Below are 22,841 nucleotides of genomic sequence, written 5' to 3'. Positions count from 1 at the left end.
CTCCCGCGTCAGCGCGGAACCTCTCCATGGAACTGGAGCGGCGCGACGTCGAGCGAGTAGTCGACGAGGATCGTCACGGCGTCACGCTCGTCCGGCGGAACGGAGAAGACGTACACCGCATCGGCCGACTCGCCCGCAGCGACGCTGGCGGGGAACGCCCTCCCACCGGGTTCGCGGAGTTCCGCCGCCGGCGTCGAATCCGATCCGTAGTAGGCGGTGACGACCGCCGTGTCGAGGGCGGCCGCCTCCGTCGTCGCGTTGTCGATCTCCACGGTCACGCGGATCGATGGCGCCGCGACCTCGCCCGGGCCCTGCGCCTCACCGTCGACGGCCTCGATCGCGGAGATCCTCGCGGTCAGCGCCGGTGCGATCTCCGCCGGATCGCTGATCGGGACGGGTTCGGCTGCCGGCGGTTGGTCGACGGGGGTCATGTCGGGTGTGGGCTCGACCGGCGGCGCGGCCTCGGTCGGTACGGCCTCGTCCGGCGCGCTGCTCGACGGGGTCGTGTCGGATGCCGCTGCCGACGGCCCGGAACTCGGCAGCGCGGATGGCGGCGCACCGCCCGTGAGCGAGAGCCCGACGACGAGCGCGGCGATGATCGCGACGATGATGGCGCCGACGATCGCGGCGGTCCGCCAGCCTCCGCCCGCCCGCGCAGGATCCGGCAGGTCCTCGGTCTGATCGAGGTCGGCCGTCGGGGGCGGCTCGTGGTCGTTCGCCATGTCGGGTTCTCTCATCAGTAGGGTGGGCGGAACACGTCCCGGGTTGCGGGGAGACCCGCCGCCCGGCGCCGATCACTCGATCCGATCGCCGATCGCGATCGGATTCCGGGGGGTGAGTGCATCGAGCGCCAGGCGGAGGGTCGTACTCGACGTGTGAACGGTGTACGGGAAGTAGACCACCTCGACTCCGACGGCGGTGAACTCGCGTTCGAGTCGCAGCCCGGCCTCGGTGCCGCGCCAGTCGTCGCCCTTGAAGAACTGGGTGAAGCGCAGCTCGCGCCAGGTGTCGAGCTTGTCCGCGAGGACCTCGGCGTGGACCTCGTCGACGTAGTCGATGTGCTGGACGATCTCGATGCGCTCGGCCAGCGGCACGACGGGCGCGCGCCCCTTGCGCATCTCGAGCAGTTCGTCGCTCACGACCCCGGCGATCAGGTGATCGCAGCGATCCTTGGCGTGCTTGAGGATGTTGAGGTGGCCGACGTGGAACAGATCGAACGCGCCGGCGGCATAGCCGATGCGATGAGACATTCGACGTAGCTCCTGGATTCGGGTACGGCTCCGTCGAGGCGGGGCCATCAGGGTGTTTCGAGTGGCTCGACTCTAGGCCTCGGCGATCAGCCCGGGCATCCCCAAGACGGGGGGCGAGTGGCGGCCCGCGGCCCCCGCACTGGGGGAAGTGGCAGGGGTGGACGCTGAGTACCCTTTGGCATTACCCATTGAGCCGGTTACCCGCCGGCCTGCACGCGGGCTCGAAGGAGAATCCGTGAACCCGAACGAACGTCCTGTCATCGGCGCGCCCGTCGTCCGAATCCTGGGCACGCACGGCATCCCGGCCGCGTACGGCGGCTTCGAGACCGCGGCCGAGAACGTCGCGCTCCACCTCCGCGACCACGGCTGGCGCCCGATCGTCTACTGCCAGGCCGAGGGCACCGGGCCCGTCGTCGAGGACGTGTGGAACGGCATCGAGCGCGTCACCATCCCGGTCGCCCGCGATGGATGGCTCGGCACCTCCCTGTTCGACCTCCGGTCGATCCGGCATGCGACGCGGTTCCGCGACACGTGCCTGACGTTCGGCTACAACACCGCCGTCTTCAACGTCTGGCAGCGCGCGAAGCGGATCCCGAACGTCATCAACATGGACGGGATCGAGTGGTCGCGGGCGCGCTGGGGCAAGTTCCGGCAGGCAATCCTCTATGCCAACGAGCGCATCGCGTGCTGGGTCGGCGATCGGCTGATCGCCGACCACCCCGAGATCGAGGTGTACCTCGCCCGCAAGGCCCGGCGCTCGAAGCTGACGACCATCACGTACGGGGCGCACGCGGTCTCGGATGCCCCGACCACGTCGGTGCTCGCCCGCGGCCTGGTCCCGGGCGGCTACGCCACGCTCGTCTGCCGCCCCATCCCCGAGAACTCGATCCTCGAGCTCGTCGGGGCGTTCTCGGCGAGGACGCGAGGATGCCGCCTGGTCGTCGTCGGCGACTACCGCGACGACGATCCGTACCAGCGCGCGGTCATGGCGGCCGCAAGCGAGGAGGTCTCCTTCGTCGGCGCGATCTACGACCCCGTGGAGTTGGCGGCCCTGCGGTTCCACGGCGTCGCGTACCTCCACGGGCACACGGTGGGCGGGACCAATCCGTCGCTGGTCGAGGCGATGGCCGCCGGCAACCCGGTGATCGCGCACGACAACCCGTACAACCGGTGGGTCGCGGGCGACGGAGCGAAGTACTTCGACTCCGCCGCCTCCGCCGCGGCGCAGCTCGACCTGGTCCTCGGCTCCGAGCCGTTGCGGGCGCGGATGTCGGCCGCGGTTCGCGCCCGTCACGCCGCCGAGTTCACGTGGGAGCACGTCGCAGGACAGTACGAGGCGCTGCTCGACGGGATCCGCCCGCCGAGCCGCGCGGCAGCAGTCACTCGAGAGGAATTCGCATGATCCGCATGGGCGTCGTCGGACTGGGCAAGATGGGCCTCTCCCATCTCTCGATGGTCGGGGCGCACCCCGACGTCAGCGTCGACGCGGTCGTCGACTCCACGGGCTACATCCTCGACGTGCTCGGCCGGTACACGGGCATGCGGACCTTCGGCGACTACCAGGAGATGCTCGACGGCGTCGAACTGGACGCGGTCCTCATCGCGACGCCGACGCGGTTCCATGCGCCCATGGTGCGCAGCGCCCTCGAACGCGGCCTGCACGTGTTCTGCGAGAAGCCGCTGTGCCTCACCGCGGCCGAATCGCGAGAGCTCGCCGAGATGGCGTCCGAGCGGGGGCTGGTGACCCAGGTCGGATATCACAACCGGTTCGTCGGGGCGTTCAAGGAGGTCCGTCGCCTGCTCGACCTGGGCGCGATCGGCAAGGTCAGCCACGTGCTCGTCGAGGCCTACGGCCCGGTCGTGCTGCGGCCGAAGGGATCCACCTGGCGCAGCAAGCGCACCGAGGGCGGCGGGGCGCTCTACGACTACGCGGCGCATCCGATCGACCTCGCGGCGTGGTACGCGGGCGTGCCATACGGGGTGGGCGGAACGGTCCTCGGCGGCGTGTTCTCGACCGACACCGAGGACGAGGTCTTCAGCACCCTGTTCTTCGACCAGGGCACGAGTGCCCAGGTCTCGGTCAACTGGTCGGACGAGTCGTATCGCAAGATGACGACGCAGGTCACGATCACCGGTACCGGCGGTCGCATCCATGCGGACCGGCAGGAGGTGCAGGTCTACCTGCGGTCGACGGCGCCCGAGGTCGACGGGTACGAGCCCGGCTGGAACGTGAAGTACACGACCGAGCTCACCGATCCCGTCTGGTTCTACCTGCGCGGCGAGGAGTACAGCGCGCAGCTCGACCACTTCGTCCGGCGCATCGGCGACCCCGCACTCCCCGACGTCAACAGCTTCGCCAGCGCCGCGGTCACCGATCGCGTGCTCGAGATGCTCACCATCGACGCCGCGGCCGGGCCGACCACGCTCGACGCCGCCGCGGTGGCACCGCTCCCGGTGCCCCAGCATCGGCGCAGCCTATTGAGGAGGCGAGCATGACGCTCGAAAGCCAGGTCGCGGTCGCCGGCGGGACGGGGCGACTCGATCGCTTCCTGTTCGGTGACAACCAGTTCTTCGGCGTGAACCACATGTCCGAGGAGAAGGCGCGCGCGCAGTCGATGCGCTTCCAACGCGTGGACGCCGTCATGGACGTGCTCGACGACGCCTACGCGGCCGGCGTCAGGTCGTTCATGTGCACCACGCACGATCGCATCGCCGAGATCGTCGATCGAGTGCGCTCCGACCCGCAGCACTACGAGGGCTTCACGTTCCTGCCGTGCATGCCGTACGCCCACAAGTACGCCGATGCGGTCACCGAGAGCGGCATGCTCGGCGCGTTGCGGCGCTTCCTCCCGGAGGAGGGGATGCTGAACGCGATGGTGCGCGGCGGGAGGTCGGTCGCGACCAAGGACGTCGAGGGCCTCATCACGTTGCTGGTCGATGCCGAGATGGCGATGTTCCGGGGCGTTCCGACTCCGGTCGTCTGGCTGCAGAACGTCGTCGTGGACCTCCTCCTCGGGCTGGGCTTCACCGACGCCTTCGCCATCTTCGCCCGGCACGTCCGCACGAGGTACGGTGCGGAGCCGGGCTTCATCACGATGAACCTCCCGATGCTGCTGGGCGTGCTCGAGCAGGCGGGCATCGAGAACCCGCTGGTGTGCTCGAACATCAACAAGATCGGGTTCCGGATGTCGGGCGGCATCGAGGCCTACCAGGAGGCGCTCGACGCCCGCCCGTTCCGGGCCGTGGCGATGTCGGTCTTCGCGTCCGGCGCGATCCCTCCCCGGGAAGCCCTCGAATGGATCTTCGCGCAGCCGCACATCGAGTCCGTCGTGTTCGGCGCGTCGAGCCGGGCCCACATCCGACAGACCGTCGAGCTCGTGCGAGAGCTCGGCTGAGGCCTCGCATGCGCGTGCTGTTCGACGCGTTCTGGTGGGGGCGGGGGCCGGTCTCGAACCGGCAGGTGATGCGCGAGTTCATCTGGGCCTGGGCCGAGGAGTTCCCCGACGACGAGCTCGTCGTCGCCGTGCGGTCCCGCCATGTCGGGGTCGCGCGCGGGGAGGTGCCCGACGGCACCAGGATCGTCGGGACCCGGATGTCGCCGCAGGGCCTCTCCGCGATCCTCGAACTGCCGTTCGTCGCCCGGCGCGTGCGTGCCGACGTGACGCTCGTGCACAACTTCACGCCGGCCTTCGGCCGGAGCGCCGTGTTCGTGCACGACTTCATGTTCCTGCGCGCCCCGGAATGGTTCACCAGGAAGGAGCTCGCCTACTTCCGGCTGATGCCGCTCACGATCGGGCGGGCGTCCGTCGTGTTCACCTCCTCGGCAACGGAGGCCGCGGCCATCCGTCCGTCGGCGAGAGGTCGCGCCGTGGTGCCCGTCGGCCTCGCGGTCGGGCGGGTGCTCGAGGAGGCGGTGCCCACGCGACCCGGCGCGCTGGACGGAGTCGACGACTTCCTGCTCAGCGTGGGCCGCCTCAACGTGCGCAAGAACCTCACTGCGGCGCTCCAGGGCGCGCTCGCGTCGGGGATCGTCTCGCCCACCACCCCGATCGTCGTCGTCGGCGAATCGCAAGGCAGGTCCACCGACCTGCCCGACGACGTGCTCCGCGCGAGTTCCGAGGGGTCCGTGCGCTTCCTCGGGCGCGCGGACGATGCCGAGCTGTCCTGGCTGTACCGGCACACCCGAGGCCTCGTCTTCCTCAGCCTCGACGAGGGCTTCGGCATGCCCACCCTCGAGGCCGTGCGGTTCGGGGCACCCGTGGTCGCCAGCGACATCCCGGTGTTCCGCGAGATCCTCGGAGGGCATGCCGTCTACGCCGACCCGCGAGACGTCGACGCGATCGCCGAAGCCGTTCGAGCGTTGCCCGCGCGGGACGAGATCGAGCCGGTGAGCCCTGCGCAGCTCGGATACGGATGGCCGATGAGCGTGCGCGCGATGCGCGACTCGCTCACCGCCTCGACCGCACTCGTGGCCGGTCGTCAGTAGGCGCCGGCGGGGTGCAGGACGGTCTTGACCGTTCGCCACACGATCATGACGTCACCCGTGATCGACCAGTTCTCGACGTAGTAGAGGTCGAGCCGGACGCTCTCCTCCCAGGACAGGTCGGATCGCCCGCTGATCTGCCAGAGGCCGGTGAGGCCCGGCTTGATCATGAGACGACGCTTCGCGGCCGCCTCGTAGCATTCCGCCTCGGAGACGAGCGGCGGACGAGGCCCCACGACGCTCATGTCGCCGACCAGGATGTTCCAGAACTGGGGCAGTTCGTCGAGCGAGTGGGACCTCAGCATGCGGCCGATCCGGGTGACCCGCGGATCGTTGCGGATCTTGAAGAGCACACCGGCCCCCTCGTTGCGATCGAGCAGGCCGGCGAGGTCCTGCTCCGCGGTCGCGACCATCGAGCGGAACTTCAGCATCTCGAACGTGCGGCCGTCGCGACCGCACCGCACCTGCCGGAAGAACACCGGTCCGGGGCTGTCGAGCCTGATGAGCACCGCGATGACGAGCATGACCGGTGCGATCAGGAGCAGCGCGGTGCCGGCGAAGAGGATGTCGAACGACCGCTTCATGACGTGGCGCCAGCCGTCGAACGTCGGGATCTCGACGTGCAGGAGGGGGAGGCCCTCGACGGGACGGAAGTGGATGCGCGGACCGGCCACGTCGGTGAGGCGGGACGAGAGCACGAGTTCGGTCGCGGTGCCCTCGAGCGCCCAGCTCAGTCGACGGATCGGCTCGCCATCGTCGCCGAACGGCCCCGTCACGATCACGGAGTCGGCATGCTGGGCGATCGCGACCTGTGCCGCAGCCTCGAACCCCCTGAGCACGGGGATCGTGCGGCCTCCGACGACGAGGCCCGCGTGGTCTCCGTCATCGAGCACGGCGCCGACGACCATGTATCCGACGCCGGGGTCGCCCTGGATCTGGTGCGCGACGTATTCGACGTCGTGACGGAGGCCCACGATGATCGCTCGCGAGAGATAGCGTCCGCGGCGCCGTTGCAGGAAGAGCCACCGTCGCCAGAGCCACCTGGCCAGCAGCAGGGCGGCCCCGCCGACGGGCGCAGCCACGAGGTACCACCTGGCACCCGAGGTCTGGACGATGAGGAACAGGATCGCGACGAGCCCGAACGCGGTCGCCGTGGCGTTGAGGATGCGCTTGTACTCGACCGCACCCACGCCGAGGATGTGCTGGTCGCGGGTGCGGAACGCGCTCAGTGCGAGCAACCAGGCAGCCGCGATGGCCACCGGCACGCCGATGCGTTCGACCGGCCCCTCGGTTGCGATGGGGGCTCCGACCGCGACGAGACGCACGGCGACGGAGACGAGCGTGACCGCCGCGACGATGGCGGCATCGGTGCTTCGCAGCCGGTCGCGGAAATGCCTCGCCCATCGCTCGCCGGTGGCGCCGAGGTCGAACTCGCGATCGGCATCGACGGGCACGTCGACGGCGTGCAACGGAGGTCGGGTGCGCCCGGCCGGTCTCGATCGCGAGGGAAGACCGGTCATCGGCGCGTTCGATCCCGTTGGGACACCGCGCGGGTGACCAGGTGCCGACGATTACGCCGGCTGGGGGCTGGCTTCATGGCTGTACTTCGTTCGGGTTCAGGCTCGGAGGAGAGCCGGCACGGGAACCGGTACGGGCATCGATCGCATAGCGGGTAACGGAAGCGAATCGGTGTCTCTCACCTCTGCGAGACGTTGCCTGAACGTTACGGGTCTCGTGCCGTTGTCCGCGCGACCCAAAACGGGGGGTGAGTTCGCGTCATGATCGGGCGGGTTCCGCATCTCTCCAGTGAGGGCACGCGGTGGGCGTGCCGTGACCGACTGGAGTCGCAGATGCCTCGCTCGAGCACCCCTACTGCCCCGCACCGCGAGTTCTTCCAGGCCATCGGCCTGCAGGAGACCGTCGAACTGGCCTGCACCTGCAGCCGAGGCGTCGACCACTGGTACTCGCGGCCGGGCGGACCGATCGCGCCGACCGGCGAGCGGCCGACGCGCGAGCGCTCCGGGGCGGGCCCCCGGACCGACACCGGCGCGGTCAGCGCACCGCCGCGACGATCGCCTGCCCCAGCTGCACGGGCTTCGTGAACTGCGGCCAGTGCCCGGTGGGCAGGTCGATGTAGTCGACGTCGCGGATGCGCGCGAGCTCGCGCGTGAACGCGGCATCGGCCGCGATGAACTCCACGAGCATCGAACTCGGGAACTCTGAGGCGATGACCGTGACCGGCACGTCGTAGCGGCGCTCGTCGCGCAGCGCGATCCGGTCGCTCGCGACCCTCGCCGGCTGCGGCACCGCTCGGGCCCGGAACATCGCCCTCAGGTCCTCGTCGAGGTCGACGAGGTCGGCCTCGTCGAACACCTCCCATGCGGGGAGGGGGATCTCGCCGTCGACGACGGGAAGTTCGTCGTTGATGGCGTGGCCGTCGGCGAGGGGGCCGGAGTCGACGTACACGACCCGGGCGATGCGATCGGGACGCGCGTCGACGACGCCGTGCGCGACCGTGCCGCCGCCCGAATGGCCCACGAGCACGACCGGGTCGGGCAGGGAGTCGACGAGCTGGACGACGGCGTCGATGTGGTCGCGAAGCCCGATGTCGCGGCGGTCGGACTCGAGCGACTCGAGACCCGGGAGGGTCACGGGATGCGTGCGGTGCCCGGCCTCTTCGATGATGGGGGCGACGTCGTTCCATGACGAGGCGTCGAGCCAGAACCCTGGGATCAGGATGATGTCCATGCCTTCGAAGATACGTTCGACCGCCGACATCCGCCAGAGGCGAGCACGATGATGCCCAGGGCCAGGATCGCGAGGCCGAGCACGGATCCCGGAGCCAACGTCTCGCCGAGCACGACGACTCCGAGGACGCCGGCGGTGAGCGGCTCGGCGAGGGTCAGCGTCGAGACGACGGCCGGTGCGAGTCCGGAGAGGCCGAAGCCGAAGAGCACGTAGGCGAGCGTCGTGGCGACGAGGCCGAGCCAGAGGGCCATGGCGAGGCCCGGCCCGGTCGCCAGCCACGCGGCATCCGTCATCAGCAGGATCGGCAGGCTCGCGATCGCCGCGGTGCCGAAGAGGGCGCCCATGCTGCCGGTCGGGCTGAAGCCGTGGTCGAGCAGCCATTTCGCGGCGAGGGTGTAGACCGCGTACGAGGCGCCGGCGCCGAGCGAGGCGGCGAGTCCGAGCGGGCTCGCCGAGGCCTGCGTCGGGTCCGCGGCGAGGGCGAGCACCGCGACGCCCGTGGTCGCGATCGCCGTCGCGAGCAGCCACCGCGCGCCGGGGTAGCGCCGGCGCAGCGCCCAGTCGAGCGCACCGGTGATGACGGGGGCTGATCCGAGGGCGACGACCGTGCCGACGGCCACGCCGTTGGCGGCGGTGCCGGCGAAGAAGGCCGGCTGGTAGGCGAGCACGCCGAGGGCGCCGACGACGACGACCGCGAGGGTCGCGAGCGGATGCCGCGACGCGGAGGTGGGCCGCCCGGCCGGCGCCGCGGCATCCGCCCGTTCCCGGCGTCGACGGAGCAGGACGCTGCCGCCCGCGACGAGCGCGAGCGCCCCGCCGCCGATGAGGATGCGCGCCGCACCGATGGAGAACGGGTCGGCGTCGGGGCCGAGCGCCTGCGCGGCGCCCGTGGTGCCGAAGCACACGGAGGCGAGGAGGACGGCGACGACGAAACGCATGGCGACGATTGTTCCACAATTCCGTCCGGACGTCAGTGCATCCGCGCAGATGCGGGCCACGGGGCCGGTAGGCTCGCATGCGTCGCCCGCGAAGCCGCGTGGCGGAGGCGCCGCCCAGCGCTCCCGCCGACCCGACGCGTCGCCATCCCGCTGCGACATCCGTCGACCCAACGGAGGAACCCGTGCGTGCCGTGCTCTTCACCGCCTTCGGCGAGCGACCCGAACTCGCCGACGTGCCCGAACCCGAGTGCCCGCCGCGCGGCGCCGTCGTGCGGGTGCGTGCGACGGGCGTGTGCCGCAGCGACTGGCACGGGTGGATGGGCCACGACGACACGGTCGCGCTCCCGCATGTGCCGGGGCACGAGTTCGCCGGCGAGATCGCCGAGCTCGGCTCCGAGATCGACCCGGCCGCAGGGTGGGCCGTGGGCGACCGCGTCACCGCGCCGTTCATCTGCGCCTGCGGGCGCTGCGCCGAGTGCCTCGCCGGCAACGAGCAGGTCTGCGACGCGCAGTCGCAGCCCGGCTTCACAAGGTGGGGTTCGTTCGCCGAGTACGTCGTCGTCGACGAGGCCGAGCTCAACCTCATCCGCCTGCCCGACGCGCTCGGCTTCGTCGAGGCCGCCTCGCTCGGCTGCCGCTTCGCGACCGCGTACCGGGCCATCGTCTCGCGCAGCCGGCTCGCGCCCGGCGAGCAGATCGCGGTGCACGGATGCGGCGGCGTCGGCCTCTCGGCCATCATGATCTCGGTCGCCGCGGGCGTCACGGTCTACGGCGTGGACGTGTCGGATGCCGCGCTCGAGGCCGCGGAGAAGCTCGGCGCGATCCCCGTGCGCGGCGGTGAGGGGGCCGCCGAGCGGATCCTCGAGGCCTCGGGCGGCGGGGTCGACGTCTCGGTCGACGCCTACGGCAGCAGCGAGACCTCGTTCGCGTCGGTCCGCAGCCTGAAGAAGCGCGGACGCCACGTGCAGATCGGCCTCATGGTGGGCACGTCGGCGCTCGCCGCGATGCCCATGGACGCGGTCATCGCCGGGGAGCTCGAGATCCTCGGCAGCCACGGCATGGCCGCGCACGAGTACCCGTCGATGCTCGGCGCCGTCGCTGAAGAGTTCTTCCGCCCGATCGAGCTCGTCGGCCGGCGCATCACCCTCGACGAGGTGCCCGACGCGCTCGCCGCGATGGGAGCCGGCGCGGCGGGGTCGGGCATGACGGTCGTCGAGCTCTAGCCGCGCCGCGCCGCGGCGGCAGGCGGGGCGCCGGCCCGCGGCCCGCGGCCCGCCGGACGCTCAGAGCTGCGAACCGTCGATGCCGAACGTGTCGCAGGCGGCCGGCCCCTGCTCGTAGCCCGTGGTGAACCACTTCTGCCGCTGCTCGCTCGTCCCGTGCGTGAACGCGTGCGGGCTGACCTGCCCCTGCGTCGTCTCCTGGATGCGGTCGTCGCCCACCGCGGCGGCCGCGCTCAGGGCGTCGGCGACCTCGGCGGCGGTCGGCGGCTGGAGGAAGGTCACGCCGTCCTCGTCGGCGGTGTTCGCCGCCTCGCCGACCCACGCGCCCGCGAAGCAGTCGGCCTGGAGCTCGGTGCGCACGCTGTTCGAGGTCGGCCCGGTCTCGCCGTCCTGCGCGGCCTGCAGCGTCCCGGCGAGGTTCTGCACGTGGTGCCCCCACTCGTGGGCGACGACGTACATCTGGGCCAGCGGACCGTCGCTCGCCCCGAGGCGACTCTCGAGCTCGTCGAAGAACGTGACGTCCATGTAGATCGTCTGGTCGGGCGGGCAGTAGAAGGGCCCGGTCGCGCTCGTGGCCGACCCGCAGCCGGTGTTGACGGACTGGTCGAACAGGATGACGTCCTGCGGTGCCGTGTACGAGAGGCCGATCTCCGGCGACCCGGCCTCGGCCCAGTAGTCCTCGAGCGAGGCCGAGGCGCCCTTGATGCGGCAGTCGACGCGCTGGTTCGCGTCCTCGCCGGTGAGGCACTGCTCGATGCTCGAGTCGGGGGCCGCCTCCTGCGTCGTGCCGCCGCCGCCGAGCAGGCCTGTGAGGTCGACGCCGAGGAGTTGGGCGACGATCACGATCGCGACCACGCCGATGCCGCCACCGCCCAGTGCGATGCCAGTGTTTCGCCCCCGCTTGGAGGTCTTGCCGCCGCTGATGTCGGCGTTCGGGTTGAACGTCATGTCCCGACGCTACTCCAGCGACTCGCGACATCCCTGATCGGCGGAGGGGGGGTATGCGGGCGCCGCCGCGCACGTCAGAATGGGCGGATGGATCCGATCGCCGCCCTCGAGGAGATCGCCTTCCTGCTCGAGCGCGACCGGGCGTCGGCGTTCAAGTCGAAGGCGTTCCGCAAGGCGGCCGGCATCATCGGCGACGTCCCGGCGGCCGAGCTCGCCGAGCGCGTGCGCGACGGGCGGCTGAAGCGCACCGCGGGCATCGGCGACACGACGTTCGCGGTCATCGCCGACGCGGTCGAGGGGCGCGTGCCCGCCTACCTCGTCGCGCTCCGGGAGAAGAGCGGCCCGGTCTCCGGGGCGGCATCCACCGGCCTTCGCGCGAAGGTGCGCGGCGACCTGCACAGCCACACCGACTGGTCCGACGGCACGACGCCCATCTCCACGATGGCGCGCGCGGCCGAGCTCGTGGGCCTCGACTACCTCGTGATCAGCGACCACTCGCCGAACCTCACGATCGCCAACGGGCTGAGCGCCGAGCGCCTGCTCGACCAGCTCGACGTGCTCGACCGCCTGAACGCCGACGGCGGCATCCGCCTGCTCTCGGGCATCGAGGTCGACATCCTGCTCGACGGTTCGCTCGACCAGTCGCCCGAGATGCTCGACCGCCTCGACGTGGTCGTCGCGAGCGTGCACTCGAAGCTCCGCACCGAGTCGAAGGAACTGACCGAGCGGATGCTGCGCGCCGTGCGCACTCCCCGCACCAACGTGCTCGGGCACTGCACGGGCCGGCTCGTCGAGGGCTCCCGGGGCACGCGGCCGCAGTCGACCTTCGACGCCGAGGCCGTCTTCGCGGCCTGCGCCGAGCACGACGTCGCCGTCGAGATCAACTCGCGCCCCGAACGCCAGGATCCGCCCGACGACCTGATCGCGATCGCCCTCGAGGCCGGATGCCGCTTCTCGATCGACAGCGACGCGCATGCGCCCGGGCACTTCGCCTTCCTCGAGCTCGGCGCCGCTCGCGCAGAGGCCAACGGGGTGCCGGCCGAGCGCATCGTCAACACCTGGCCGGCCGAGCAGCTCGTCGAGTGGGCGGCGCAGCGCTGACTCCGGGGATCCGCCCCGCGGGACGAGAAACGGGCCGGGCCATCGCGTCGACGATGTCCCGGCCCGTCGGCTCGGATGCGGCTGCGATGCCGGAGGCGGCTGCGATGCCGGATGCGGCTGCGATGCCGCCGCGGGCGCCTAGGACGCCGACTGCACCGCCGAGACGACGGCGTCGACGTCGTTCTGCGTGGCGCTGAGGCCCGCTTGCTCGAGACGCTCGCGCGCCATGCGCTGCACGTCGTCGGCGCGCCCGGTGAGCATGTCGGCGCGGATCTGCTCGATCACGCCCTCGAGGCGGTCGCCGTCATCGGCGTCGGTGGTGCTGCCGTCCTGGATGGGGGCGTCCTGCGTGCCGGTGGTCGATTCGGTCACGACGTTCTCGTTCTCGTGCTCGCTCATGCGTCCGATCCTCGCAAGCGCGCGCCGCGCGGCCAACCCCTTGACGGTGCGCCGGATCTGGCCTAGCCAAGGCCGTGTCTGCTGGAGTGCCGGATCGGCGGCAGAGTGCGCGTTCGGCGGTACCGGATGCGCCCGCAGGCGCCGATCCTGCACTCAGGCGCGCGGGGACGGCCGTCGCGTCGAACAGGCATTCCGGCGCGAGCCCCGTGAGGCGCCGCGAGGGCCCCGATCGGCTGTCAAGCAGGCTACGAAATGTGTCCCTCACCTGCCCTTCGTGACCCATGACGACGTCTGGTGACCCCGCGTAAACGAGCGTGACACGGGCCCGTGGCGGGCGGTGCGGGAGGCCGGTAGCGTCGCCGCTCACACAGCCACCCCGCATGCCCCGAAGGAGCACGCCCATGACGCCACGACCACACTCCATCGCCGCGATCGTCGCAGCCACAGCTGCGCTGCTGGCGCTCTCGGGATGCGCCGCGACCGGCGCCGAACCGGCGCCCGCCGGCGAACTCGTCGAGGGCGGCACCATCACGTACGCCCACCAGCAGGAGCCGGCGTGCGTGTTCGGCGGCTGGATCGAGCAGGCGTACCTCAGCTACAACGTGCTCGACAGCCTCGTCTCCCTCGATGCGGACCACGAGGTCGTGCCGTGGCTGGCGGAGTCGTGGAGCGTCTCCGACGACGGACTGCAGTGGACGTTCGAGCTCAAGCCGGACGTGAAGTTCACCGATGGAAGCGACCTGACCGCCGAGGTCGTGGCCTACAACTTCGACCACTGGGTGAACCAGGGCGGCAACAGCACCGCGTTCGCCTGGCTCGGCGGCTACTACGAGTCCGCCACGGCCGTCGATGACCTGACCGTGCAGGTCGACCTCTCGTCGCCGTACCCCCGCCTCGCCGACAACCTCACGCAGGGCTACTTCGGCATCCAGTCGCAGCAGGCGCTCGAGACCCGCAGCGACGAGGAGAACTGCGCGTCGCCGATCGGCTCCGGCGCGTTCGTCGTCGACCACTGGGACCGCGGACAGGAGATCGTCCTCACGCGCAACGACGAGTACACGTCGCCGCCCGCGAACGCCGAGCACACCGGCCCCGCCTACGTCGACGAGATCGTCTGGAAGTTCGTCGCCGATGCGACGACGCGCGTGGCCGCGCTGAAGAGCGGCGAGGTCGACGCCATCTACGACGTGCCCGCCGTGCAGTGGGATGCCACCGGCGACGCCGGGTTCGAACTGCTGAAGTACGTGACGCCCGGCCGTCCGCAGCAGCTCACGTTCAACACGGCGCAGGGCGTCTTCACCGACGAGAAGGTGCGACAGGCCTTCGCCTACGCCATCGACCGCGAGGAGATCGTCGAGTCCATCGGCCGCGGCGTGATCCCCTACGAGGGCAACGGCGGCGTCAGCCAGACGACCCCCGGCTACAGCCAGAAGGCGGCCGACTGGTACAGCCAGGACGTCGACAAGGCGGCCGAGCTGCTCGACGAGGCCGGGTGGACAGGTGAGGACTCCGACGGCACGCGCACCAAGGACGGCGAGCCGCTCCAGGTGACGCTTCCGTACTTCGCCGGCTCGATCATCAACGCCGACGGCGCTTCGATCCTGCAGGGCGTGCAGGAGCAGGCGGCGAAGTCCGGATTCAAGGTCGACCTGATCCCGGTGCCCCAGGCCGAGGCCTTCGCGGGTGCCTACAGCCAGCCCGACGAGCGCGACATCTACCCCGGCTACTGGACGGCCGTCACGAGCGGCATCCTCCACATCAACTGGGGTGCGGGAGCCGGCGGCGAGCCGAACAACTGGAACGCCTCGTTCACCGACTACCCCGAGCTGCAGGCCATCATCCTCGCGGCGAACTCGGAGCCCGACGTCGACGCGCAGAACGCGCTCTATGAGCAGGCGCAGGAGTACATCGCCGAACACGCACTCGCCATCGGCGTCTACGACCGACTCTCCACGCTGGCCGTGTCGCCGGGGCTCCAGGGCGTCTGGCAGGAGAACGCACAGGGAGGACCGACGTTCTATGACGCTCACTTCGTCCAGTGAGACGGATGCCGCGGTGCCCGGCCGTGAGGCAGGCGCACCGCGGCGGGGCCCGGCGACGCTGAGACTCGTCGCCGGGAAGGCGGTCGGCGCCGTGCTCGTGCTGCTCGGTGCCGCCACCGCGGCCTTCTTCGCCCAGGCCTCCCTGCCGGGGGACCGGGCGACCGTCATCCTCAACATCCGCGCCGGGCAGGCGATCGCACGCACGCCCGAGGAACTCGCGCCCATCAACGCCGAGTACCGCCTGCACGATCCGCTCATCGTGCAGTACCTGACCTACCTGAAGGGACTCGTGGTCGGAGACCTCGGGCTCTCCTACCAGCAGCACCGGCCGGTGATCGCGATCATCGCCGACCAGCTGGGGGCGACCATCGTGCTCACGCTCACCGCCCTCGCGTTCGCGTGGATCATCATGGTCGTCTGGGTCACCCTCACCGCCGGTCGCGGGCCGGTCGTGAACGCGCTCGGAGGGTTCTTCGACACGACGGCCGCGGGCCTGCCGCACTATTGGCTCGGCATCATCCTGCTGCTCGTGTTCGCCCTCACGCTCGGCTGGTTCCCGGTCATCGGCGGCACCGGTGCGGTGGGCATCATCCTGCCGGCCCTGACCCTCGCGATCCCGCTGGCCGGGTTCCTCGGGCAGGCGACGCGCACGGAGTTCGAGCGTTCGCTCGACTCGCCGTTCGTGCTGAGCGCGCGAATGCGGGGCATGAGCGACGTGGGCATCCGCCTGCGGCACGTGCTGCGGCACGCCGTGCTGCCGGCCGTGACGCTCTCGGGATGGGCGCTCGGGGCCACCATCTCGGGTGCCGTCGTCGTCGAGGCCGTGTTCGCGCGCCCCGGGATCGGCCAGGTCCTCGTGACGGCCGTGAGCAGCCAGGACATGCCGGTCGTGATCGGCATCGTCATGCTCGTCGCCGCCTTCTACGTGCTGGCCAACCTGCTGGTCGACATCGCCTACGTGCTCATCGATCCGCGCCTGAGGAGGGCATCATGACCGCGACCGCTGCTCCGCCCGCCGCCCGGCCGACGGCGCCCGCCAGGCTCCGCCGGCAGCCGTGGGACCTCTACGCCGCGCTCGCGGCGACCGCGGTGTTCGCGCTCGCCGCCCTCTGGCCCGACCTGCTGGCAACCCAGGGGGCCTTCACCATGGACCTGGCGAACACCCTGCAGCCACCGTCTGCGGCGCACTGGTTCGGCACCGACGAGGCGGGCCGCGACCTCTATTCCCGGGTCATCCACGGAACGGCGGCATCGCTCGGCATCGGCATCGGCGCCGCGGCGGTGAGCCTCACGCTCGCGGCGGTGCTCGGAGCGCTCGCGGCGCTCGGCAACCGAGCGACCTCGGCGAGCGTCGGCTGGCTCCTCGAGGTGGCGTTCGCCTTCCCGGCACTGCTGCTCTCGCTCCTGCTCATCGCGGTGCTCGGCCCATCGATCCTCACGCTCATCCTCGCGGTCGGCATCGGCACGGCGCCCGGCTACGCGCGCATGGTGCGCGGCCAGATCCTCGGCGCCAAGGACTCGCCCTACGTCGAGGCGGCGATCGCGCTGGGCCACTCGCGGGGCCGCATCCTCCGCCAGCACATCCTGCCCAACTCCCTGCGTCCGCTCGTGGCCGTGTTCGCGCTCTCGATCGGACAGTCGATCGTGTGGGCGTCGAGCCTCTCCTTCCTCGGACTCGGCATCGCGCCGCCGGCACCCGAGTGGGGCGCGCTGCTCGACGCGGGACGCCCGTACATCACCGTGGCCGGCTGGCTCACCGTGATCCCCGGCGTCGTGATCGTGCTGCTCGCGCTCACCACGACCACCCTCGGCCGCCACCTGCAGTCGTTCCTCGAGAAGGGGGAGAAGTGATGACCACCATCGAGACGGAGGTCGCCCGCCGCGACCTCGCATCCGAGATCGACGGGCTTCCCGGCTTCCGGCCGCGACTGAGCGTGGAAGGCCTGTCGGTCGGATTCGCCACGAGCGAGGGCCACCGGCCGATCGTGCACGACGTGTCGTTCGACCTGCATCCGGGTCAGTGCGTCGCGATCGTCGGCGAGTCGGGTTCGGGCAAGTCGGTCACCGCCCGAAGCATCGTCGGACTCGCCGGTCGCGGCGCCCGCGTCGAAGCCGAGGCGATCACGCTCCACGGTCGCGACGTGCGCACGCTCTCGCCTCGACGGTGGCGCGACATCCGCGGCAGGGAGGTCGGATTCATCCTGCAGGATGCGCTCGTCAGCCTCGACCCACTGCGCCCGGTGGGCGCCGAGATCGCCGAGGGCCTGCGCCTGCACGGCTGGGGGGATCGACGCGCTCGTGGGAAGCGGGTCGTCGAGTTGCTGGCCTCCGTCGGCGTGCCGAACCCCGAGCACCGAGCGCGCCAGCGGCCCGACCAGCTCTCGGGCGGGTTGCGTCAGCGAGCCCTGATCGCCTCCGCGCTCGCGCTGGACCCCGACGTGGTCATCGCCGACGAGCCCACGACGGCGCTCGACGTCACGGTGCAGGCACAGGTGCTCGAGCTGCTGGAGGCGTCCAAGCGTCGCGGCGCCTCGATCATCCTCATCAGCCACGATCTCTCGGTCGTCGCCCAGCTGGCCGATCACGTCCTCGTGATGCGGAACGGGCGCGTCGTCGAGCAGGGCGCCGCAGCGCAATTGCTCGGCTCGCCTCGAGAGGAGTACACCAAGGCGCTCATCGCGGCCGTGCCGAGCGAGGACACGCGCGGTGCCGCCCTCAGTCCCGGCGGTCGCCGCCTCCTGGCGGACGCCCCGCCTGCGCCCGAAGTGCTCGATGAGGTGGTGATCGAGGCGCGCGACCTGGTCCGGCGCTTCCGGGCGCCCGACGGTTCGGCGACGACCGCCGTCGGCGGTGTCTCCTTCGACCTGCACCGTGGTGAGACCCTGGGCATCGTCGGCGAGTCCGGGTCAGGGAAGAGTACGACCGGCCGCATCGCGCTGGCCCTGGAACGTGCGGATGCCGGCACCGTCACGCTGCTCGGCAAGCCGTGGTCGGGGGTGCCCGAGTCGGAGCGACGCGCGTTGCGCTCGCGCATCTCGGTGGTGTCGCAGGACCCGCTCTCGAGCTTCGACCCGCGCTGGAACGTCGAGCGCATCCTCCTCGACGCCCTGCCGAGGCAGGCCTTCCCGACGGCAGCCGCCCGCGCGGAGCGCATCCGTGCGCTGCTCGACCAGGTCGGCCTCGCGCACGCCGTGCTCCGGCGCTTCCCGCTCCGGCTGTCGGGCGGACAGCGCCAGAGGGTCGCGATCGCCCGGGCACTCGCCGAAGCCCCCGACATCATCGTGCTCGACGAGGCCGTCTCGGCGCTCGACGTCACGATCCAGGCCCAGATCCTCGACCTGCTCGTCGCGCTCCAGCGACGGCTCGGGCTGAGCTACCTCTTCATCTCGCACGACCTCGGCGTGATCGCGCACCTCTGCCATCGCGTGCTCGTGATGAAGGACGGCGTCGTCGTCGAGTCCGGAACGCCCGACGAGATCTTCCATCGCCCGCAGCAGCCGTACACCCGGCAGCTCATCGATTCCATCCCCGCCTTCGAGCCGAACCGCATCCAGGAGAAGACCGCATGACCATCCCGCTGCACTTCAACGCCTTCGTCATGAACACGAACTCGCACATCCATCACGGCCAGTGGCGTCGACCCGACGCGGGCCAGGTCGACTTCGACGATGTGCGGGTCTGGATCGACCTCGCCAAGAAGCTCGAGGAGGCGAAGTTCGACGCGCTGTTCTTCGCCGACGTCACGGGCGTGTACGGCGATGCCGATGCCGACTTCGACGTCTACATCCGCGAGGGCCTCCAGATCCCCTCGAACGACCCCATCCCGCTCGTCGCGGCACTCGCCGTGCACACCGAGCGCATCGGGCTGGCGCTCACCTCGAACGTGGCGCAGAGCCACCCGTACCAGTTCGCGCGCCAGGTCTCGACGCTCGACCACATCTCGAAGGGCCGGATCGCGTGGAACATCGTGACGGGCCTGCAGGACAACGGCGCCCGGAACTTCGGTTACCCCCGGCTGACCGATCACACCGAGCGCTACGCGTGGGCCGACGAGTACGTCGACGTGGCCTACAAGCTGTGGGAGGGGTCGTGGGACGAGGGCGCACTGCTGAAGGACCGCGAGCGCGGCCTCTACTCCGACCCGACGAAGATCCACAAGATCAACCACGTCTCGGAGCGGTACTCGGTGCAGGGGCCGCACCTGCCGTCGCCGTCGCCGCAGCGCACGCCCGTGCTCTACCAGGCGGGCTCGTCCGCGTCTGGCCGCGCGTTCGCCGCGAAGCACGCCGAGGCGACCTTCATCATCGCGCCGAACCCGGCGCTCGCGAAGGAACTCATCGACGACACGCGCCGCCAGGCCGTCGAGGCCGGTCGACGCCCCGAGGACATCAAGTTCTTCCAGGGCCTGTCGTTCGTGATCGGCGACACCGAGGAGGAGGCGTGGGCCAAGGCGGCCGAGTACGAGAAGTACGTCTCGATCGACGGATATCTCGCCCACTCGGCACTCGTCGACCGGACCGGTCGCGCCTACGACCCCGACACGCCCCTCAAGGACGTCGAGACGAACACCGCGAAGGGCTTCGGCGAGTGGGTCTCCAAGGCGATCACCGACCGGGAGCCGCTCGTGCGCGACGTGGCCCTGCTCATCTCGCGCTCGACGCGCATCGTCGGCACCCCCGAGCAGATCGCGGACGCCCTCGTCGAGTGGCAGGATGCCGGGGTCGACGGCATCAACGTCATCAACTGGGTGATCCCCGGCTCGTTCGTCGAGTTCGCCGACCACGTCCTTCCCGTGCTCCGCGACCGCGGTCTCGCCCAGCGCGAGTACGGCACCGGCACGACGCTCCGCGAGCAGCTCTTCGGTGCGCCGCGGTTGAACGAGCGGCATCCCGCCGCGAATTACCGTGGCGCGTTCGCCGTCGCGGATGCCGGGACCGCCGAGGGCGCAGGGGAAGCCGTCGAGGCCTCGGAGGGGAGCGTCGACGTCGCCCTCGCGCCCGGGGCGAGCCGATGAGCGGCGCGGCGACGGCCACGGGCCTGCCGTCCGTCCGCGAGCGGCTCGCGCCCGTCTTCGAGCGCATCGCCGCGAGCGCACCGCTGCACGAGCGCGCCGACTCGAGGCCCCACGCCGAGACGCGCGAGCTGGCCGCGGCGGGCTTCGGTGCCCTGCGGCTCCCCGTCGCCGCGGGCGGCGCGGGCCTCACGGTCGCCGAGTTCTTCGAGGTGCTCGTCGACCTCGCGGCGGCGGACCCGAACCAGCCGCAGCTCTGGCGCAACCACATCGCGTTCGTCGAGGATCGCCTCGCCGGCGGCACCGAGCGCGACCGCCTCTGGTTGCAGCGCATCGCCGACGGCGCGGTCATCGGTGGCGCCTGGTCCGAGACGGGAACCTCGTCGATCCTCGGCGAGACGCGACTGGAGCGCGTCGACGGCCGGTCGGTGGTGAACGGCACCAAGTACTACAGCAGCGGGTCGATCTACGCGGACTGGGTGGGCGTGCTCGCGCTCGCCGCCGACGGCGCACCCAGGATCGTCCTGGTCGACGCCCGCAGCGACGGGATCGAGCTCGTCGATGACTGGAACGGGTTCGGCCAGCGTTCGACCGGCAGCGGCACCACGAGGTTGCGCGACGTCGCCGTCGACGACGACGACGTCTTCGACTTCACCGACCGGTTCGTCGCGCAGGAGGCCGTCTACCAGCTCGTCCTCGTCGCGGCGCTGGCGGGCATCGCCCGCGCGGTGCGCGTCGACGCGGTCGAGGCCGTGCTCGCCCGCCGGCGCTCCTACCCCCACGGCCTGGCCGAACGGCCGAGGGATGACGCGCAGGTCCAGCAGGTGATCGGCCGGTTGGCCACGGACGCGGCGGTGGCCGAGGCCGCCACCGCACGCGGTGCCGCCGCGATCGATGCGGTCCTGCGGACGATCGAGGCGGGAGAGGACCCGCAGTCGTCCGCGCGGCGGGCCGCGGTCGCGGTCTACGAGGCGCAGGTCGCCGTGACGGATGCCGCGCTCCGGGGCGCGACACTGCTCTTCGACGCCCTCGGGTCCTCGGGCGTGGATCGCTCCAACGCCCTCGACCGGCACTGGCGCAACGCGCGCACGCTCACGTCGCACAATCCGCGCATCTACAAGGAGCGCGTGCTGGGCGACTTCTACCTCAACGGCGGCGACCCGCTGAACATCTACGCACCGGCAGACGCACCCGCACCCGCGGGGATCGCGTCGCCCCTGGAGGCGGCATGACCGAGAAGAAGCAGTTGATCCTGAACCTGTTCGAGATGGCGTGCATCAGCCACATCTCGCACGGGCTCTGGCCGTTGCCCGGCAACAACCGGCATCGCTTCGACGAGCTCGAGTACTGGCTCGAGTTGGCGGAGATCCTCGAGGACGGCGGGTTCGACGCGGTGTTCCTCGCCGACGTGGTCGGCGCATACGACGTGTTCCGCGGCGGCCCCGAGACGGCGCTGCGGGAGGGGCTGCAGAGCCCCAACCTCGACCCGTTGCTGTTGGTGCCGGCCATGGCGGCGGTGACGAAGCGGCTCGGGTTCGGCGTGACCTTCTCCACGACGTACGAGCCGCCCTTCGCGTTCGCGCGGCGCGCGTCGACGCTGGATCACCTCACGAAGGGCCGGTTCGGATGGAACATCGTGACGAGCTACCTGCCGAACGCGGCGCGCAACTTCGGCCTCGACGGCGAGATCCCGCACGACCGTCGGTACGAGCTCGCCGATGAGTACCTCGACGTGCTCTACAAGCTGTGGGAGGGCTCGTGGGATGACGACGCCGTGGTGTTCGACCGCGAGCAGCGGATCGCGACCGACCCGTCGAAGGTGCGCTACATCGATCATGCGGGGCCGACGCATCGGGTCGCGGGCCCGCATCTCGTGCATCCGTCGCGGCAGCGCACGCCGGTGCTGTTCCAGGCGACGGGGTCGCCCGCAGGCACCGAGTTCGCCGGTCGACATGCCGAGCTCGTCTTCACCGGCGGCCGCACGACCGAGGAGTTCCGCGCCAACAAGGGCGCGATGCAGGATGCCGCGGTCCGGAACGGTCGTCGCCCCGACGACGTGAAGTTCATCGCGAGCGCCGTCGTGGTCGTCGGGCGCACCGAGGAGGAGGCGGCCGACAAGTGGCGCCTGTACGAGCAGTACGCGAGCGTCGACGGCTACCTCGCCCATGCGAGCCTGCCGATCGACCTGACGAAGCTGCCGCGGGAGCTCACGGTCCGACAGGCGTTGACCCAGGCGGGCAAGGACCTCGATCGCGTTCCGATGCTGCCCCTCGACGTGCCGGTCGGGACCCTGCTCGACGGGCTCCGCGGCGGGCGCCGCGAGCGCTTCCACGTCGTGGGGACGCCGAGGGTGGTCGCCGACGAGATCGAGCGGTGGCTCGACGAGGACGGTGTCGACGGAATCAACCTGCGGCAGTACCACTCGTTCGACACGGCGCAGGACTTCGCCGAACTCGTCGTGCCCGAACTCCGGCGGCGCGGACGGCTCGGCGACGCGCCGGCGACCTCGCTGCGCGACCGGCTGTTCGGGCGAGGGGACCGGCTGCCCGACACGCACTTCGGCGCGCGGTACCGCGGTGGCGCGAACCTCGGCTCCGGTGTCGCCGATCTCGCGCCCGCGACCAGGACGGATGCCGCCTAGCCGTCTTCCCCAGCCGGGGCGGGTGTTCGCGAGGGCGGATGCCGCGGCATCCGCCCT

The 22,841-nt window shown here is 71.0% G+C and carries 20 protein-coding genes; 13 read left to right on the top strand and 7 right to left on the bottom strand.

All coding sequences use genetic code 11. The annotated features are described in order from the left end of the window. Window positions 1-8: 8 nt before the first annotated feature. Window positions 9-722, bottom strand: a complete 714-nt coding sequence (locus tag GQQ95_RS09965) for a hypothetical protein (protein ID WP_157427520.1) — start codon at window positions 720-722, stop codon at window positions 9-11. Window positions 723-794: 72 nt separating this feature from the next. After that, a complete protein-coding gene (locus GQQ95_RS09960) occupies window positions 795-1,250 on the bottom strand; it encodes an FAD synthase family protein (protein WP_157427519.1) in 456 nt (151 codons plus the stop codon). Window positions 1,251-1,485: 235 nt separating this feature from the next. Here GQQ95_RS09960 and GQQ95_RS09955 point away from each other — a divergent pair, with 235 nt between their 5' ends. Genes GQQ95_RS09955 through GQQ95_RS09940 form a run of 4 tightly spaced genes read left to right on the top strand, consistent with a single transcriptional unit; the run spans window position 1,486 to window position 5,736 of the window. Then, the gene (locus GQQ95_RS09955; protein ID WP_157427518.1) at window positions 1,486-2,652 is read left to right on the top strand and encodes a DUF1972 domain-containing protein; all 1,167 of its coding nucleotides are present in this window, start codon (window positions 1,486-1,488) and stop codon (window positions 2,650-2,652) included. Next, on the top strand, window positions 2,649-3,746 hold the full coding sequence (locus tag GQQ95_RS09950; RefSeq protein WP_157427517.1) for a Gfo/Idh/MocA family protein: 1,098 nt from the start codon (window positions 2,649-2,651) through the stop codon (window positions 3,744-3,746). The genes GQQ95_RS09955 and GQQ95_RS09950 overlap by 4 nt, the downstream gene beginning before the upstream one ends. Then, window positions 3,743-4,645 carry a hypothetical protein gene (locus tag GQQ95_RS09945; RefSeq protein ID WP_157427516.1) on the top strand — a complete coding sequence of 301 codons (903 nt, stop codon included), beginning with the start codon at window positions 3,743-3,745 and terminating at the stop codon, window positions 4,643-4,645. Before GQQ95_RS09950 ends, GQQ95_RS09945 begins: the two co-directional genes overlap by 4 nt. Window positions 4,646-4,653: 8 nt before the next feature. Then, entirely contained in the window at window positions 4,654-5,736 is a 1,083-nt protein-coding gene (locus GQQ95_RS09940) for a glycosyltransferase family 4 protein (RefSeq protein ID WP_170297035.1), read from the top strand. Here GQQ95_RS09940 and GQQ95_RS09935 read toward each other — a convergent pair. The 3 genes from GQQ95_RS09935 to GQQ95_RS09925 all read right to left on the bottom strand — a co-directional run bounded on the left by GQQ95_RS09935 (window position 5,730) and on the right by GQQ95_RS09925 (window position 9,419). After that, window positions 5,730-7,187 carry a sugar transferase gene (locus tag GQQ95_RS09935; protein ID WP_246205365.1) on the bottom strand — a complete coding sequence of 486 codons (1,458 nt, stop codon included), beginning with the start codon at window positions 7,185-7,187 and terminating at the stop codon, window positions 5,730-5,732. The genes GQQ95_RS09940 and GQQ95_RS09935 overlap by 7 nt on opposite strands. A gap of 598 nt (window positions 7,188-7,785) precedes the next feature. Further along, window positions 7,786-8,481, bottom strand: coding sequence for an alpha/beta fold hydrolase (locus GQQ95_RS09930; RefSeq protein ID WP_157427513.1), 696 nt, complete (start codon window positions 8,479-8,481; stop codon window positions 7,786-7,788). Continuing rightward, the gene (locus GQQ95_RS09925; RefSeq protein WP_157427512.1) at window positions 8,466-9,419 is read right to left on the bottom strand and encodes an EamA family transporter; all 954 of its coding nucleotides are present in this window, start codon (window positions 9,417-9,419) and stop codon (window positions 8,466-8,468) included. Before GQQ95_RS09925 ends, GQQ95_RS09930 begins: the two co-directional genes overlap by 16 nt. Before the next feature lie 182 nt (window positions 9,420-9,601). Between GQQ95_RS09925 and GQQ95_RS09920 the strand changes: the two genes are divergently transcribed. Continuing rightward, window positions 9,602-10,642: a zinc-dependent alcohol dehydrogenase family protein gene (locus GQQ95_RS09920; RefSeq protein ID WP_157427511.1), complete on the top strand. Its 1,041-nt coding sequence runs from the start codon at window positions 9,602-9,604 to the stop codon at window positions 10,640-10,642. Between the two features lie 60 nt (window positions 10,643-10,702). Here GQQ95_RS09920 and ypfJ read toward each other — a convergent pair whose 3' ends face one another. Continuing rightward, window positions 10,703-11,590 carry a KPN_02809 family neutral zinc metallopeptidase gene (gene ypfJ, locus GQQ95_RS09915; RefSeq protein WP_157427510.1) on the bottom strand — a complete coding sequence of 296 codons (888 nt, stop codon included), beginning with the start codon at window positions 11,588-11,590 and terminating at the stop codon, window positions 10,703-10,705. An 87-nt stretch (window positions 11,591-11,677) separates the two neighbouring features. On the opposite strand from ypfJ, the gene GQQ95_RS09910 reads away from it, so the two are divergent. Continuing rightward, window positions 11,678-12,691: a PHP domain-containing protein gene (locus tag GQQ95_RS09910; RefSeq protein ID WP_157427509.1), complete on the top strand. Its 1,014-nt coding sequence runs from the start codon at window positions 11,678-11,680 to the stop codon at window positions 12,689-12,691. Window positions 12,692-12,829: 138 nt separating this feature from the next. Here GQQ95_RS09910 and GQQ95_RS09905 read toward each other — a convergent pair whose 3' ends face one another. Beyond that, a complete protein-coding gene (locus GQQ95_RS09905; protein ID WP_157427508.1) occupies window positions 12,830-13,090 on the bottom strand; it encodes a hypothetical protein in 261 nt (86 codons plus the stop codon). A 401-nt stretch (window positions 13,091-13,491) separates the two neighbouring features. Between GQQ95_RS09905 and GQQ95_RS09900 the strand changes: the two genes are divergently transcribed. From GQQ95_RS09900 to GQQ95_RS09870, 7 genes are read left to right on the top strand one after another with little or no spacing between them, the layout of a single operon-like run. Then, complete coding sequence (locus GQQ95_RS09900; RefSeq protein ID WP_157427507.1) at window positions 13,492-15,132, top strand: ABC transporter substrate-binding protein; 1,641 nt, start codon at window positions 13,492-13,494, stop codon at window positions 15,130-15,132. Continuing rightward, window positions 15,110-16,126: an ABC transporter permease gene (locus GQQ95_RS09895; RefSeq protein WP_157427506.1), complete on the top strand. Its 1,017-nt coding sequence runs from the start codon at window positions 15,110-15,112 to the stop codon at window positions 16,124-16,126. The genes GQQ95_RS09900 and GQQ95_RS09895 overlap by 23 nt, the downstream gene beginning before the upstream one ends. Continuing rightward, window positions 16,123-16,983 carry an ABC transporter permease gene (locus GQQ95_RS09890; RefSeq protein ID WP_157427505.1) on the top strand — a complete coding sequence of 287 codons (861 nt, stop codon included), beginning with the start codon at window positions 16,123-16,125 and terminating at the stop codon, window positions 16,981-16,983. The genes GQQ95_RS09895 and GQQ95_RS09890 overlap by 4 nt, the downstream gene beginning before the upstream one ends. Beyond that, a complete protein-coding gene (locus tag GQQ95_RS09885) occupies window positions 16,983-18,701 on the top strand; it encodes a dipeptide ABC transporter ATP-binding protein (protein WP_157427504.1) in 1,719 nt (572 codons plus the stop codon). Before GQQ95_RS09890 ends, GQQ95_RS09885 begins: the two co-directional genes overlap by 1 nt. After that, entirely contained in the window at window positions 18,698-20,146 is a 1,449-nt protein-coding gene (locus tag GQQ95_RS09880) for an NtaA/DmoA family FMN-dependent monooxygenase (protein WP_157427503.1), read from the top strand. Before GQQ95_RS09885 ends, GQQ95_RS09880 begins: the two co-directional genes overlap by 4 nt. Beyond that, window positions 20,143-21,375 carry an acyl-CoA dehydrogenase family protein gene (locus GQQ95_RS09875; protein ID WP_157427502.1) on the top strand — a complete coding sequence of 411 codons (1,233 nt, stop codon included), beginning with the start codon at window positions 20,143-20,145 and terminating at the stop codon, window positions 21,373-21,375. Before GQQ95_RS09880 ends, GQQ95_RS09875 begins: the two co-directional genes overlap by 4 nt. Further along, window positions 21,372-22,784 carry an NtaA/DmoA family FMN-dependent monooxygenase gene (locus tag GQQ95_RS09870; RefSeq protein WP_157427501.1) on the top strand — a complete coding sequence of 471 codons (1,413 nt, stop codon included), beginning with the start codon at window positions 21,372-21,374 and terminating at the stop codon, window positions 22,782-22,784. Before GQQ95_RS09875 ends, GQQ95_RS09870 begins: the two co-directional genes overlap by 4 nt. Window positions 22,785-22,841 lie beyond the last annotated feature (57 nt).

It is taken from the genome of Agromyces salentinus (genome assembly GCF_009749395.1).
Lineage (GTDB): Bacteria > Actinomycetota > Actinomycetes > Actinomycetales > Microbacteriaceae > Agromyces > Agromyces salentinus.
This window is presented reverse-complemented; position numbering and strand designations above follow the sequence as displayed.